16 protein-coding genes are annotated in these 15,050 nt (G+C 34.7%); 9 read left to right on the top strand and 7 right to left on the bottom strand.

What is annotated here, in order from left to right; genetic code table 11:
* Positions 1-23: 23 nt before the first annotated feature.
* On the bottom strand, positions 24-410 hold the full coding sequence (locus LZZ90_RS11100; RefSeq protein WP_237790769.1) for a hypothetical protein: 387 nt from the start codon (positions 408-410) through the stop codon (positions 24-26).
* A 286-nt stretch (positions 411-696) separates the two neighbouring features.
* Between LZZ90_RS11100 and LZZ90_RS11095 the strand changes: the two genes are divergently transcribed.
* The 9 genes from LZZ90_RS11095 (at position 697) to LZZ90_RS11055 (ending at position 9,075) form a co-directional block, all read left to right on the top strand.
* On the top strand, positions 697-1,680 hold the full coding sequence (locus LZZ90_RS11095; protein WP_237790768.1) for a Gfo/Idh/MocA family protein: 984 nt from the start codon (positions 697-699) through the stop codon (positions 1,678-1,680).
* 32 nt (positions 1,681-1,712) lie between these two features.
* Positions 1,713-2,600 (top strand): 3-hydroxyacyl-CoA dehydrogenase family protein, encoded by an 888-nt coding sequence (locus LZZ90_RS11090; RefSeq protein ID WP_237790767.1) that lies wholly within the window; start codon positions 1,713-1,715, stop codon positions 2,598-2,600.
* A gap of 73 nt (positions 2,601-2,673) precedes the next feature.
* Positions 2,674-3,894, top strand: coding sequence for a DUF1015 domain-containing protein (locus LZZ90_RS11085; protein WP_237790766.1), 1,221 nt, complete (start codon positions 2,674-2,676; stop codon positions 3,892-3,894).
* A gap of 77 nt (positions 3,895-3,971) precedes the next feature.
* Positions 3,972-4,631, top strand: a complete 660-nt coding sequence (locus LZZ90_RS11080) for a YggS family pyridoxal phosphate-dependent enzyme (protein WP_237790765.1) — start codon at positions 3,972-3,974, stop codon at positions 4,629-4,631.
* Between the two features lie 45 nt (positions 4,632-4,676).
* Positions 4,677-6,038: an exonuclease domain-containing protein gene (locus tag LZZ90_RS11075; protein ID WP_237790764.1), complete on the top strand. Its 1,362-nt coding sequence runs from the start codon at positions 4,677-4,679 to the stop codon at positions 6,036-6,038.
* Positions 6,039-6,059: 21 nt separating this feature from the next.
* Entirely contained in the window at positions 6,060-6,983 is a 924-nt protein-coding gene (gene miaA, locus LZZ90_RS11070; protein WP_237790763.1) for a tRNA (adenosine(37)-N6)-dimethylallyltransferase MiaA, read from the top strand.
* 14 nt (positions 6,984-6,997) lie between these two features.
* Positions 6,998-7,729, top strand: a complete 732-nt coding sequence (locus LZZ90_RS11065; protein ID WP_237790762.1) for an acyl-[acyl-carrier-protein] thioesterase — start codon at positions 6,998-7,000, stop codon at positions 7,727-7,729.
* A 67-nt stretch (positions 7,730-7,796) separates the two neighbouring features.
* Positions 7,797-8,459: a DUF4198 domain-containing protein gene (locus tag LZZ90_RS11060; protein ID WP_237790761.1), complete on the top strand. Its 663-nt coding sequence runs from the start codon at positions 7,797-7,799 to the stop codon at positions 8,457-8,459.
* Between the two features lies 1 nt (position 8,460).
* Complete coding sequence (locus tag LZZ90_RS11055) at positions 8,461-9,075, top strand: porin family protein (RefSeq protein ID WP_237790760.1); 615 nt, start codon at positions 8,461-8,463, stop codon at positions 9,073-9,075.
* 51 nt (positions 9,076-9,126) lie between these two features.
* Here the strand turns inward: LZZ90_RS11055 and LZZ90_RS11050 are convergent, their stop codons facing one another.
* The 6 genes from LZZ90_RS11050 to LZZ90_RS11025 all read right to left on the bottom strand — a co-directional run bounded on the left by LZZ90_RS11050 (position 9,127) and on the right by LZZ90_RS11025 (position 14,988).
* Positions 9,127-9,843: a response regulator transcription factor gene (locus LZZ90_RS11050; RefSeq protein WP_237790759.1), complete on the bottom strand. Its 717-nt coding sequence runs from the start codon at positions 9,841-9,843 to the stop codon at positions 9,127-9,129.
* 6 nt (positions 9,844-9,849) lie between these two features.
* Positions 9,850-11,433, bottom strand: coding sequence for a sensor histidine kinase KdpD (locus LZZ90_RS11045; protein ID WP_237790758.1), 1,584 nt, complete (start codon positions 11,431-11,433; stop codon positions 9,850-9,852).
* 71 nt (positions 11,434-11,504) lie between these two features.
* A complete protein-coding gene (gene coaE / locus LZZ90_RS11040) occupies positions 11,505-12,089 on the bottom strand; it encodes a dephospho-CoA kinase (protein WP_237790757.1) in 585 nt (194 codons plus the stop codon).
* Positions 12,090-12,093: 4 nt separating this feature from the next.
* Positions 12,094-13,092, bottom strand: coding sequence for a glycosyltransferase family 2 protein (locus LZZ90_RS11035; protein WP_237790756.1), 999 nt, complete (start codon positions 13,090-13,092; stop codon positions 12,094-12,096).
* Between the two features lie 85 nt (positions 13,093-13,177).
* Positions 13,178-14,773: a T9SS type A sorting domain-containing protein gene (locus LZZ90_RS11030; RefSeq protein ID WP_237790755.1), complete on the bottom strand. Its 1,596-nt coding sequence runs from the start codon at positions 14,771-14,773 to the stop codon at positions 13,178-13,180.
* 32 nt (positions 14,774-14,805) lie between these two features.
* Positions 14,806-14,988, bottom strand: a complete 183-nt coding sequence (locus LZZ90_RS11025; protein WP_237790754.1) for a hypothetical protein — start codon at positions 14,986-14,988, stop codon at positions 14,806-14,808.
* Positions 14,989-15,050 lie beyond the last annotated feature (62 nt).

Raw genomic sequence — 15,050 nt, 5'->3', positions numbered from 1 at the left:
ATTTCATTGAAAATCAAATAAAATCAACAAGATTTTGGTGGTTGCCAAATGGACGAAAGATAGGTAGAAGTATAAATAAAGCCTGCATAAACAAGGTTTTGTCTGTTATCTGCAGGAATTTTTTTCACAGGCAATTCGCATTCGAAATCAATTGTTGGAAAGAAAGCCAAATCAGAAGCACTATGTGTTAACGTTTTGAACGGAAGCTGCATATCTCGATCGTAATCTTTATCACTGTGATTATAATCGGCATAATGCTCACAAAGAAAATCCCAAAAATTTATGATTGGATTCTGTTTCCTGTGCTCTGTAAAATGCTCTATAAGTACCGGAATCTTCAGTAGCTCTCTTAACTGGGTTGTTCCCAGCAAGTATAAAGAAAGTAAAGCTATGGCTACTGATTTTTTCATTTTTCAAAATTAGTAAGATTATTCCAAGTGTAAACCAAGATTCATTTTTTTAAGCAAATTTTAATATTCTGTTTTAAGTCAAAAAACTGGTTTTAAGAAGCAATTCCGATAACTTTTTAAATATTAATTTATGTATTTTTGCCAGTGGACTTTTTTTAGAATAAATTTGAATTGCTGAAAATACTTTTATAACCGTTCTAATAAAATTCACTGATGGTTATAGCAAATATAACAGCACGAATAATTTATATTAATATTTTGAAAATCAGTATTTTATCCTAATTATATGAATCAACCACTAAAAGTAGGCGTTTTAGGTGCCGGACACCTCGGAAAAATACATTTGCGATTACTACAACAATCTGAAAAATATGAACTGGTAGGTTTTTATGATGAAAATCAGGAATATGCCGAAAAAATTGCTGCCGAATTCGGGTACAAACACTTCGACACCATCGCTAAATTAATCCATGCGGTTGATGTTGTTGACATTGTTACTCCTACTCTTTCCCATTACAAATGTGCGCGTGTTGCCATAAAATCCGGAAAACACGTTTTCATTGAAAAACCAATTTCAACAACTGTTGAAGAGGCTGAAGAAATCATCGCCTTAGCTAAAGAATACAACGTAAAAGGACAAGTTGGTCATGTGGAGCGTTTTAATCCGGCTTTTAAAGCAGTGAAGCACAAAATCGAAAATCCAATGTTCATCGAAACACACCGTTTGGCAGAATTCAACCCTCGTGGTACCGATGTTCCTGTAGTTTTGGATTTGATGATTCACGATATTGATGCGATTTTAAGCGTTGTCAATTCAAAAGTAAAAAGCGTAAATGCAAGTGGTGTTGCCGTTATCAGTGATTCTCCGGATATTTCCAATGCACGAATCGAATTTGAAAATGGCTGTGTGGCCAATATTACTTCAAGTCGAATTTCGATGAAGAACATGAGAAAATCACGTTTCTTCCAAAAAGACGCTTACATTTCCGTTGACTATTTGGACAAAGTTTGTGAAGTGGTAAAAATGAAAGACGCTCCTGAAGTTCCGGGTGATTTTGATATGATTTTACAAAATGCGGAAGGCGTGAAAAAACAAATCTATTACGATAATCCGCATGTGGAATCCAACAATGCCATTTTGGATGAATTGGAATCGTTTGCCGATGCCATCAACAATGACACAACTCCGGTAGTAACTTTGGAACAGGCGACAGAAGCTTTACGAGTAGCGTATCAGATCATTGATTCAATGGAAAAAAATAATCTTTAAATCTTAAATTATTTAATCTTTAAATATTCATAATGAAAAACATAGCTGTAATCGGATCGGGAACCATGGGCAACGGAATTGCTCACACATTTGCACAATCAGGTTTCACCGTAAAATTGATTGATATTTCAGAAAAAGCACTGGAAAAAGGAATGGCAACCATCGCCGCAAACCTTGACCGTATGGTGGCAAAAGGAACGATTTCCGAAGAAGACAAACACAAAACCATCGGAAACATCATTACTTATACCGATGTTAAAGACGGAGTTGTTGGATGTGATTTAGTAGTAGAAGCCGCAACTGAAAATGTAACTCTTAAACTGAACATCTTCAAACAGTTAAGCGAAGTTTGCGATCATAACGTAATTTTAGCAACCAATACTTCTTCGATTTCAATCACTCAAATTGCAGCTCAGGTTGTTCATCCTGAACGAGTTATCGGAATGCACTTCATGAATCCGGTGCCGATTATGAAATTGGTGGAAATCATCCGTGGATACAACACTTCCGACGAAGTAACAAAACTCATCATGGATTTATCGGTGAAATTAGGAAAAACTCCTACTGAAGTAAACGATTATCCAGGTTTCGTAGCCAACAGAATCTTAATGCCGATGATTAACGAATCAATCGAAACTTTATACAACGGAGTTGCTGGTGTTGAGGAAATTGATACGGTAATGAAACTGGGAATGGCACACCCGATGGGACCACTTCAGTTAGCTGATTTTATTGGTCTTGATGTATGTTTGTCGATCTTAAATGTAATGTACGACGGTTTCAAAAATCCTAAATATGCACCATGTCCTTTATTAGTAAATATGGTAATGGCAGGAAAATTAGGAGTGAAATCCGGAGAAGGTTTCTACGATTATTCAGAAAGTAAAAAAGCAGAGAAAGTTTCGAAACAATTTGTATAAAAGTAAAAAGGGACAAGGGAAAAGTCAAAAGTTAACTTATCCCTTGCCTCTAATCACTTATCCCTCAAAATAAATGGCTCAAATCATTCCATTCAAAGCAGTACGACCAACGGCCGATAAAGTCAGTCTGGTAACTTCGCGTTCCTATGACGATTACGGAGCGACAGAACTTGCTGCCTATCTGGAATTTAACCCGTTTTCTTTTTTACATATTCTGAATCCGGCGTATGTAAATCAGCAGAAAATAGGTTTTGATAAACGGTTTAAGGCTGTTGCGCATAAATATGAAGATTTCAAAAAAGACGGCATTCTTATTCAGGAAGAAAAAGCCGTTTTTTATCTGTATGAAATTCAATCGAAAAGCCACACTTTTACTGGTATTTTAGCGGGAACTTCTGTTGAGGATTATCAGAATAACATCATCAAAAAACACGAAGACACACTAGAATATCGTGTTGAATTGTTTAAAGATTATTTACATCAGACCGGTTTTAATACAGAACCTGTTTTGATTACTTATAAAGATGACACTGAACTAACCCACTGGATTTCAGACAAAAAAAACTCCCGTCCTGTTTACGAATTTTCTACAACCAACAAAGAAAAACACATACTTTGGAAAATTGAAAGTGATTCGGAAATAAATTGGCTGAAACAAAAATTTGAACAGATTGGCGATTTATATATTGCCGACGGACACCATCGTTCCGCTTCTGCAGAATTATTATATGAAGAAGACAAACATTTAGGCAACGAAAACCTGAATTATTTCATGAGTTTCCTAATTGCGGATTCTAATGTAAAAATTTACGAATACAATAGAATCATCAGCGATTTGAACGGAAATTCCAAAGAAGATTTCATTAAAAAAGTTGCGGAAAATTTCGTCATTAAAACCAAAAAACAGGAGTTGTGGAAACCGAGGCACAAGTTTGAATTCGGAATGTATTTCGATGGTGAATTTTATGCTTTGCGTTTGAAAGAAGAGAAGTTTCAATTCAATAATGTATTGTCAAAACTCGACGCGCAAATTTTATACGATACTGTTTTAAAACCGGTTTTAGGCATTGAAGATTTACGAACTGATGACCGAATCGCTTACATTCCGGGAACAAAATCGATAACTTCCATAAAAGAATTGGTTGACAATGGAGAATACGAAGTTGGTTTTATGCTCTACCCTATTGATATCGAAGAAATTAAATCCATTGCAGATGAGAATCTGATCATGCCGCCGAAAAGTACTTACATCGAACCAAAGTTTCGAAGTGGTTTGGTAGTGTATGAGTTATAATTCAAAGATTAAGAAAAACTAAAGATTCAAAGATTACGGCTGAAAAACCGTGACTGCGATTGAAAACTTCAGAAAAAATGTCAATAACAAAAAACCTTCAACATATAAAATCAACACTTCCTGAAAACGTTACATTAGTTGCAGTTTCCAAAACCAAACCCGTTAACGATTTGATGGAAGCCTACAACGCAGGTCAACGAATTTTTGGTGAAAATTATGTTCAGGAATTAGTCGATAAACAACCACAACTACCTAACGATGTTCAGTGGCATTTTATAGGACATTTACAAAGCAATAAAGTAAAATACATTGCTCCGTTTGTGCGTTTGATTCATGGTGTTGACAGTTTAAGACTACTACAGGAAATCAACAAACAAGCCGTAAAAAATAATCGTATAATTGAATGCTTATTTCAGGTTTATATCGCCGAAGAAGAAAGTAAATTCGGTTTGGACGAAAAAGAACTGAGCGAAATTTTATCTTCCGAAGAACTAAAAAAACTCAAAAACATAAAATTAGTTGGTTTGATGGGAATGTCTACATTTACTGATAATCAGCAACAAGTAAAAAAGGAATTTCAAAACCTGAAAGCCATTTTCGACAAATACAGGATACTGAAAACTGAAAATTGCGAACTGCAAACCCTTTCCATGGGAATGTCGGGAGATTATAAGCTCGCAATCGACTGTGGAAGTACGATGGTTCGCATCGGAAGTAGTATCTTTGGCAGCAGATAGTAAAACAATCACTTGTAATTCATAACTTTTCACTCATAACTGATTTTGTACGCAATTCTCGACATAGAAACCACCGGAGGCCAATACAATGAAGAAGGAATCACTGAAATTGCCATCTATAAATTTGATGGCCACGAGGTTGTGGATCAGTTCATTAGTTTGGTTAATCCTGAAATTCCAATTCAGCCGTTTGTGGTTAAACTTACTGGAATTAATAATGCGATGCTGCGTTCGGCTCCAAAGTTTTATGAAGTTGCCAAACGTATTATTGAAATCACTCAGGATTGTATAGTTGTAGCACATAATGCCTCTTTTGATTATCGTATTCTTCAAACCGAATTCAGACGCTTAGGCTACGATTTTAAAAAGCCAACGCTTTGTACTGTAGAACTTTCCAAAAAATTATTACCTGGACATAAATCCTATAGTTTAGGAAAACTGGTACGCGAATTGGGAATTCCAATGGCAGACAGACACAGAGCCTCCGGAGATGCAATGGCTACGGTAAAACTTTTCAAATTACTCTTATCCAAAGATTTGGAAAAAGTTATTGTTAAGAGTTACATCAAAACGGAAATTAAAGCCGGAATCTCACCAAAATTAATGGATTTGATCGATGGTGTTCCTTCCAAAACAGGTATTTATTATATCCATCGTGAAGACGGAACGATTATCTATATTGGGAAAAGCAAAAACATGAAAAAACGTGTGAATCAGCACTTTACCGGAACCTCCAGAAAGTCGAAACACATTCAAAATGAAGTATTTGCCGTTACTCATGAAGAAACCGGAAGCGAACTTATTGCACTTTTAAAAGAAAGCGAAGAAATCAAAATCAATAAACCGATTTACAACCGTTCACAGCGTAAAACCATTTTTCCTTATGCCTTATATGCTGAAAAAGATGAAAATGGTTATTTGGCGCTAAAACTGCATAAAACCGATGGGCGTAAAAAAGAAATCACTTCTTTTGCCACACTTCAGGAAGGGAAAAATATTCTTCATAAAATTACCGAAGAACATCAGTTTTGTCAAAAAGTAAACGGACTGTACAACACTAAAAAAGAATGCTTCCAATACGATTTGAAACAATGCTTAGGAGCTTGTATTGGTAAGGAAACCCCTGAAGATTACAACAAAAGAGTTACATATTTCCTGGAACACAATCAGTTGCAAAGTCAAAATATGGTTATAGTGGATCGCGGCAGAAGCATTGATGAACGAAGCGCAGTTTTAGTGGAAAATGGTGTTTACAAAGGCTATTGTTTTTACGATTTGAATTATCAGATTAACAACATCGAAATTTTAAAAAACATTATCATTCCGATGCAGAATAATCGTGATTCCCGAAATATCATTCAGAGTTTTATTCGAAAAAATAAAGTTCAGAAAATCCTTAAATTTTAGTTTTTCTAAGGCAGTTAACTAATGAACTACTTAATTACCATTATCGGCCCGACTGCAATTGGGAAAACGGCACTAAGCATTAAATTGGCGCAACATTTTGGTTGTGAAATACTTTCGTGTGACAGCCGACAGTTTTTTAAAGAAATGAAAATCGGTACAGCTGTTCCAAATAAAGATGAATTAGCAGCAGCCAAGCATCATTTTATTCAGCACATTTCGGTTTTTGAGAATTATTCTGTGGGTGATTTTGAAACCGATGCGATTAACAAATTAGACGAGCTTTTCAAAACAAACAAGGTTCAGATAATGGTTGGCGGTTCTGGTTTGTATGTAGATGCAGTTTTAAAAGGATTTGACGATTTTCCGGATATTGATGCTTCGGTTCGGGAGGAAATCAATGCTAAATTTGATGAGTTAGGCATTGATTATCTGCAAAACACCCTAAAAGAACTCGACCCTGATTATTTCAATAAAATTAGTTCTGAAAATCCTCAAACTTTACAAAACCCACAGCGTATGAAGCGTTTTGTGGAAGTTTGTTTAGGAACCGGAAAGCCTTATTCTTCCTTTATAGGGCTGCGAAAAAACCAACGTAACTTTACTCCTATTGTCATCGGATTAGAAGCTGAAAGAGAAAAAATGTACGAGCGCATCAATTTAAGAGTTGATTTAATGATCCAACAAGGTTTGATTGAAGAAGCCGAAACTCTTTATCCGAACAAACAACTTAATGCTTTACAAACAGTAGGTTACCGAGAGCTTTTCGATCATTTTGACGGGAATTCATCTTTAGAATTCGCAATAGAAGAAATCAAGAAAAACACCCGACGTTTTGCTAAACGACAAATCACCTGGTTTAAAAGATCGGAAGAAGCAAAATGGTTTGATTTTCAAACAAACGCTTCTGAAATCATTACCTTTGTGGAAAGCAAAATCAAGTTTTAAATCCTATTCCAATCATGCCTGTTTCACCAAATTTCACTTCCATTTATTCACACGAATGGGAAATCAACTTTACTCAATGTGCACCTAACGGTTTTCTGAAATATGTTGATTTGTGCAATTTACTGCAACTTACCGCCGCAGAACATTCGATTTTAGGCGGACTGAGTTTTAATGATATGCAAAAGCACCATCAAGCATGGGTTTTGAGCAGAATTCGTATTGAAATTGATTCACTTCCGAAATGGCAGGATAAAGTTGTGGTGAAAACTTGGATTGAAAGCTTAGAAGGAAACAAATCCATCCGTAATATCGAAATGTACCTTAATGATGAAAAAATTGTTGGTGCAACAACTTATTGGGCTGTTTTCAATACGCAATTGCGTAAATCGGAACCCTTAGCTTTACCGCATGAGCATTTTGAAAAATATCCGGACAATCACGCCTCAAAAAAAGGTTTTTCAAGAATAAATATTCTTCAAGACACTAATAAACTTACAGATAAAGCAGTGGTTCTTTCAGATTTAGACATTGTAAACCATGTAAACAACACAAAATATCTGGAATGGTGTTTAGACACTTTACCTCCAAAATCTGTTTTAAAACACGAAATCAAAGCCTTGGAAATGAATTTTTTACGAGAGCTAAATTGGAATGATGCGGTTGAAATTCATTCAGATGAGACCAAAACGTTTTTTTCGGTAACTAAAGATTCTAAAACCTGTTTTGCTCTACAGTTAGAAATTTAACAAGATTGTAATCTTTGTTTTACAATAATAATTTACATTTGATGTCTTAAATCATCATTTATAAATTTTGAAAAAAATACTTTTCTTTTCCCTCTGCATACTTTTGACTGGCTGTGGGTTACAATACGATGGAGACGAGCGTTTTCTAATAACCGGAAGATTGGTTGATCAGGACAATGTACCTTTATCCAACAGTAAAGTGGAACTTTTTGTTTATGGTGGTTATTCTAATGATGATCATGATTTGATTTCATTCGATGAAACCGATGAAAACGGTGTATTTAAAATGGTTTTTCCGCGTCCTATCAATGCCTATGAAATCGAATTAATATGTAACAGAGATACATCAATTTATCAAGATAAAAGTTTTCTAAATATTAAAAATACAAACTTCACAGATTTCAAATTCAATCTTAATACGATAAAACTCTTTAAGAAAGAGGATATTTCAAAACTGGAAATAACATTAAACCAAGTGAATTCCAACAAAGTCATCAAACAGTTCAAACTCATTGGCAATCTTGCACGAACAGAAGTTTATGTAAATCCCTTAGATCAAACAGACCCATACCCATACGTTGAATCTTTTTATTCTGAAGAAGTAATGAAGAATCAAACTATTATTGCGGAATATGCTCTGTATGATTACACAACAAATCAAACACAAACCTTACAACAGAGTATCATTGTCGGATCTAATAACGTAACACAATTCAGCATCAATTACTAATATGAAAAGATTTTTTTTACTGGCATTGATGCTTACTCAAATTGTATTTGCACAAGAAGAACCAACAAAAACAAAAGCTTTTACAACCAAACATCAATTTTTCCTCAACTTAAATTACCATTATAATTTTGGGGATAATTTCCTTTCAAAAGCAAATTCTCCGAGTTTTGCAGGCATTGGAATACAATATAATATGCTTAAACTCAATAATTTTAAAGCGGGAATCGCCTACGATTTCATGAATTACAAAGTTACCGATAAAGCTCTTGGTGGGAACCTTAATAGTACCAATTACAATAGTCTGGCTTTAAAAATTCAATACGAACAAAACCTTAATTCAGAATGGACCGTAGAGCCTTATACCGGAATCGGGCAAGTTATGATACAACAAAGGTCAAATGGTTCTGGTTATGGAAGTTTTTACGGGACAAGTTACTATCTCGGAGCGAATGTTACTCACAAACTTACAGATCGGTTTTCAGTTTATAGTGGAATCAATTATAACTTTACTTCTTATAATGTAAAAACTGCAAAAGAATTTGAAGACTTTTTTCAACGGTCAAATCAATTACAATTTTCTTTGGGAATTATTTTTACAATACCAAAAAAGCCCTGATTTCTCAGAGCTTTCCTAGCAAGTATAATCAATTATTAAAACTATTATTCTTTATTCCGCCGCTTTATTTTTCACAACTAAACGGAAACCTTCACCGTGAATATTTAAAATCTCAACATCTTCGTCTTGTTTTAAATATTTACGCAATTTAGCGATGTAAACATCCATACTTCTTGATGTGAAGTAGTTGTCGTCTCTCCAAATTTTAGTTAACGCTAACTCACGTGGCATCAAATCGTTTTCGTGCAAAGCAAGCATTTTAAGCAATTCGTTTTCTTTTGGCGACAATTTAATTGGTTCGTCTCCAGGGAACGTTAGAAAACGTAATTTCGAGTTCAAGTGGAATTTACCGATCTCAAACTCAAATTTCGTGTTGTCCGTTTTGGTTTCAGAAGCTTTACGAAGGATAATCGCCTTAATCTTCATAAGTAATACTTCCGAATCAAAAGGTTTGTTCAGATAATCGTCTGCTCCTACTTTGTATCCTTTAAGCACATCTTCTTTCATTGATTTTGCCGTAAGGAAGATAATAGGCACTTCTTTATTTTTTTCACGGATTTCCCTAGCTAAAGTATAACCGTCTTTGTAAGGCATCATTACATCCAAAATACACAAATCGAAATTGTCTTTTTTGAATTTCTCGAAACCTTCCATTCCGTTTTTAGCTAAAGTAACATCGAAATCATTTATAATTAAATAATCTTTTAAAACAGCTCCAAAATTAGGATCATCCTCAACCAATAGGATTTTTTTGTTAGTTGTATCCATATTTTTTTAATTTATTAATGGCATTTTAATTGTAAAGGTACTTCCCTTCCCTTTCTCACTTTCAACAAATATCTGACCGTTATGGTCATCAACAATTCTTTTTACATAAGCAAGCCCTAAACCGTGCCCTTTCACGTTGTGCAGGTCTCCGGTATGCTCGCGGTAGAATTTCTCAAAAATTCTCTTTTGTGCCACTTTACTCATCCCTGCTCCCTGATCTTTTACTTTTATCAGTACAAAGTCTTTTACATTTTCTGTTGAAACTTCAATAATTGGAGCTTCAGGCGAATACTTAATGGCGTTATCTAAAATGTTCACAACCACATTGGTAAAGTGAACATCGTTTAACAATATAGTCGTTCTTTTTGCAGCTAAATTCGTTTTGATAATTCCTCCACGGTCTTCTACAATAAGATTTACGTGTTCAATGGCATCTTCAACGATATCGTTAACATTGGTTGGTTCTTTGCTGATTTCCAACTCCCTTTTTTCAAGTTTGGAAATGCGTAAAACGTTTTCAACCTGCGCATGCATTCGTTTGTTTTCATCGCGAATCATTTGAAGATAACGCTGAATTTTCTCTTTATCCTCGATGATCTTAGGGTTCTTAATTGCATCTAAAGCCAGATTAATAGTAGCAATAGGTGTTTTGAACTCATGGGTCATGTTGTTGATGAAATCGGTCTTAATCTCAGAGATATGCTTTTGCTTAATTAACTGATGCAATGCGTTGAAATAAGCAACGATAATTACAAGAGTAAAAATTAGTGAGAGCATCGTGATTCCCATTAAAGAAGAAAAAAGAAACTTACTTTTTTGGGGGAAACTTACCAGCAACTGGTATTTAATTTCTTCGTCGTTTCCTCTGAAAACCGGTATTCCGTAGCTTGATTCTTTATCAAAATAGAAATTTTCCGATTTTACTTTTGTTGCCAAACCATCGCTGTAAATCCCAAATTCAAAAGGCGTTTTCACTCCATATTCACGAAGTTCATTTTCCAGCATCGCTTTTAATCGCTCTACCGAAATTCGCTCCTGAATTGGCTTTAAGGCTACAATATCCTTAAAATAAGTTTCAAACTGAACCTTGTCTAAAGCGTCCAGAGTTCCCGATTTTTCAATGGTTACATCTGGTGTTGTTTTCTTCTGAATTCCCGAATTGTCAAACGTGCTTCCGTTATAGATTTCCGTTTTCCTTTTGGAAACGTAATTTTTAACTTTAACGGAATCAGAACTTTTATCAAAGAACGAACGGTTTAAATTATAATCTTCAAGAACAATGGTATTAGAATAAATGATTTGTTCATTTGTTCTCGGATCGCGCTCTACATAGAAATACTCTTTCAAGTCACTTTGTTTGGGCGCCTTCCCAATACTGTCTTTCAGTTTATTATATTTTCGGTAAAACTCAAAAGCCTCTTGTTGTTGAAGCTTGTTAGCCACATTACCGATAACCTGTTTAACATGATATTTAAACTGCTCCTCATTGTTCTTGTAAGAAGTATTGATCCAGTACAACTGCACCAATATAATCCCCAGCAAGGACAAACTCATTAAAACAACAAGTATTCGGAAACGTGTTTTATTCATCAAATCAAAATTAACATTTTAACATTTAAGCCTTAAAAACATTAACCAAAGATTAACATCTGGTGCAGTTTTTACATTTTATTCAACACTTTAAGAATTTCTTGTGCTTTGGCTTTGGCATTTTCCAAATCAATGTTCTCAATTACAAAATCACTTAACGCAATTTTTTTATCCTCATCCCACTGATTTTTAACGCGTTCCATCACCTGATCTTTACTTACATTATCTCGTTTAATAACGCGCTGAATTCTTACATCAATAGGAGCTGTTACCAAAATAATCCTGTCACAATCTATATAACTTCCACTCTCAAATAAAATTGCAGCTTCTTTAATAACAAATGGAAATTTATTATGCTTACGAACCCAATCCAAAAAATGTCTTTTTACTTCCGGATGGACAATACTGTTAAGTTGTTTTAATTTTTCAGGAGCTGAAAAAACCAACTCTGCAATTTTTTTTCGGTTTAACGAATTATTTTCAATAACGTTTTCATCAAAAATGGATTGAACCTTTTTAACAATTTCTGGTTCGTCCATTATTTTTTTTGCCTGTTCATCAGCTATATAAACTGGCACTCCCAAAGATCTAAAATAATCAGCAATTGTTGATTTTCCACTGCCAATCCCTCCGGTTAAACCAATTATTTTTGTCATCGTCTTAATTTTTAAAAAACAATTCCGGAAATGCCTCTTGTGGTTTTCGTTTTAGCAATCGTATTTTTATAAAAGACGACAAAAAGCCAATTCCGTAACCAAAAAACTGAAAAACTGCTGCAAAGACAACTAAAATTCCTATCCGAAGGCTCATCGTTTCAATTGATCCGACCCAAAAAAGAACTAGAAAATAAGCTAAATATGCTTTTGCAGGAATTGAAAAACCGAAAGCATACAACACCATCGCTGCTACAAAACCTAAAAGAAAAAGACTAGGCATCCAAAAGGTAAGCTTGCTGTATTTAGGGTACCATGAATCTAGAATAGGTCTTGCTTTGCCAAATTTATTAACTTGTTTATAGAACTTACTGAAATCTATTCTGCGTTTGTGATACACGTAGGAATCTTTAAAAAGCATGGTTTTATAGCCTAAATTCCAAAGTCTTATCGATAAATCCGGATCTTCACCTGGATGAATGTTTCCAAAACCATTTGAAGCTTCAAAAGCTTTTTTAGACAAGCCCATATTAAAACTTCTTGGTTGGAATTTACCAATTTTCTCAGTACCGCCACGAACTCCTCCTGTGGTTAAAAAAGAGGTCATTGTAAAATTGATTGCCTTCTGCACAGAGGAAAAAGAATCCAAAGCATTGTCTGGTCCACCGAAACAATCCACATAGTTTTTTTGTAGATTTTCATGTACGGATTTAAGATAAAACTCCGGTAAAATACAATCTGAATCCAGAATTATAAAATACTGTCCCATTGCATGTTTCATCCCAAAATTACGGGAATCTCCAGGACCTGAATTTGGTTTACTGAAATAAGAAATAAACAATTTCCCTTCGTATTCTTTTACGACATCTTTACAAGGAATGGTTGATCCGTCCTCTATGATAACAACTTCAAAATCTTCATGATAATCCTGTTGTGAAAGACTCTTAAGCAATTCTTCCACTTCATCGGGCCTATTGTAAACGGGTATTATTAACGAAAAATACATGTAAAAAAAACTTTTTAACAAAGATAAGGCTATAAAAATAAAAAGCCACCAAAATTGGTGGCTTTTCAAAAAGATACAATAGATTTTATTGCTTTACTATTTTAAATGATTTTACCATGTCATTTACAGTGATTTTCACAATATATGTTCCTACACTCAATCCTGAAGTACTTACCTGACCTTGAGTTGAATTAATTGAAGTACTTATCATTTTTTGTCCAATCATATTATAAATCTCAACTGATGAAATTTTTGATGAATACGAAACATTTAAAACGTTTGTTACCGGATTAGGGAAAACTTTGAAACTTGCTGCAGAAAATTCATTTACTCCTAAAGTAATATGCACTGTAACTGGAAGCCTGTCCGGCTGTGTTCTACTCTCACATCCAACTGAATTAGATTGTGAAGCATAATAGGTTGTTCCATCAACTAAAGCTGTAGTGTTTGGTAACAGATCATTTCCTGTTGGTGAAGCATACCACTGAATATTCTGTCCGTTAACATCTAAATCAGCTAATGTATCACCATCAATAAAATCCTGATTTGCATTACCGGTTGGAGCTGCTGGAGTTTCACTTATTCCAACATTGAATGTTCTTACAACAAAACATCCATTCGGTGTAAACTGATCTTGCACCCTAGCATAAATAGTTTGTCCACCAGTTACTGTATATGCAGAAGGAGTAGCAATAACATTTTGTTCAGAAATTGCATCTGATTCCGAGTTATAGTAATCTACACTATATTGAAAAGCATCCAGATTTCCTAAAATCACTGGATTATTAGCAGTTAAATCAAAGGTAGCGGTTTGATCACTAGATGCACAAGTTAGCATATCGTTCCCATTTTGGGCATTCTGAACTTCTGTTTGAGAAACAATGTCCTGACTCTTGGTCACCTCATAGTTAGTCCCACTAATTGAGTAGGTTGCAGTTACAGTATAATTTTGACCAGGATTTGTTGGAACAGTAATTGTCTGACCTGTACCAACAACCTCTCCTAAATTGTTTTTCCAAACATATGTAGGAATTATTGTTGTACCACTTGGAGTAAAACGCCAAGCTTCAGGAGCAGAAGACGGAACTGACCAGCTTCCTGTATTTCTTCCGGCTGGAGTATAACCTAAAGTTCCTGCATTATTTTGAATACCAATAACCGCTCTACCATTATTCCAAGCACAAGAATTATCACGTTTAATCACATAAACATCGATTATATTTGAACCTTCATAAAGCACGACTTGACTTGATTGTCTTATTGCAGTACAGCTATACATAGGAACATTCATCATATTAAAAACAAAAACTCTATTAGGATAAGTTCCCATTGTTGCGATACTTACACTACTTGATGCGTCAGGGAATGTATCTTGAAAAGGCCCATGGATTGCATTTTTATAAAGTGGAGTATTATTACTAACTGGTATTGAAGGAATTGATTGCCCAGCTGCTAAACTCCATCCGCAATTTAAACCTGGCGAATAAACACCACCAGGCACACCTACCTGTTCGCCATTAATTACCTGTTGTGCTACACTAAAACTAATTACTCCATTGGAATTAAGAAGACATTCGGAAAAAGAGTTTCCAAAAAAAGAAAAGTTAAAATTTTCTGGAGAAGTAAGTTTTAATTTATAGATGCTTGACCAACTATCATCCGTATATAAATTTGTCGCCATTGGCGGATAATTTGAATATGCAGAATTTGGGCTTATAGAACTAACGGTATACGAATTAGTTTGATAAACATTGGTGCTTGAGCAAGTAGCGTAGTTGTCCCCTGAAAACAGTTCTCTTCAGAGATAATATTAACCATTAATTGATTTGGAGCCTGAGCAAAAGCAACAAAACCAAAAAATAAAAATCCGGCAGACAGTAGGTATTCTTTAATCATAAATTTTTTATTGCGAAAATAAAAAAAAGGAACCACTTTCGTGATTCCTTTTTTAGGAATTT

This window comes from Flavobacterium sp. SM15, assembly GCF_022012335.1.
Taxonomy (GTDB): Bacteria; Bacteroidota; Bacteroidia; order Flavobacteriales; family Flavobacteriaceae; genus Flavobacterium.
This window is presented reverse-complemented; position numbering and strand designations above follow the sequence as displayed.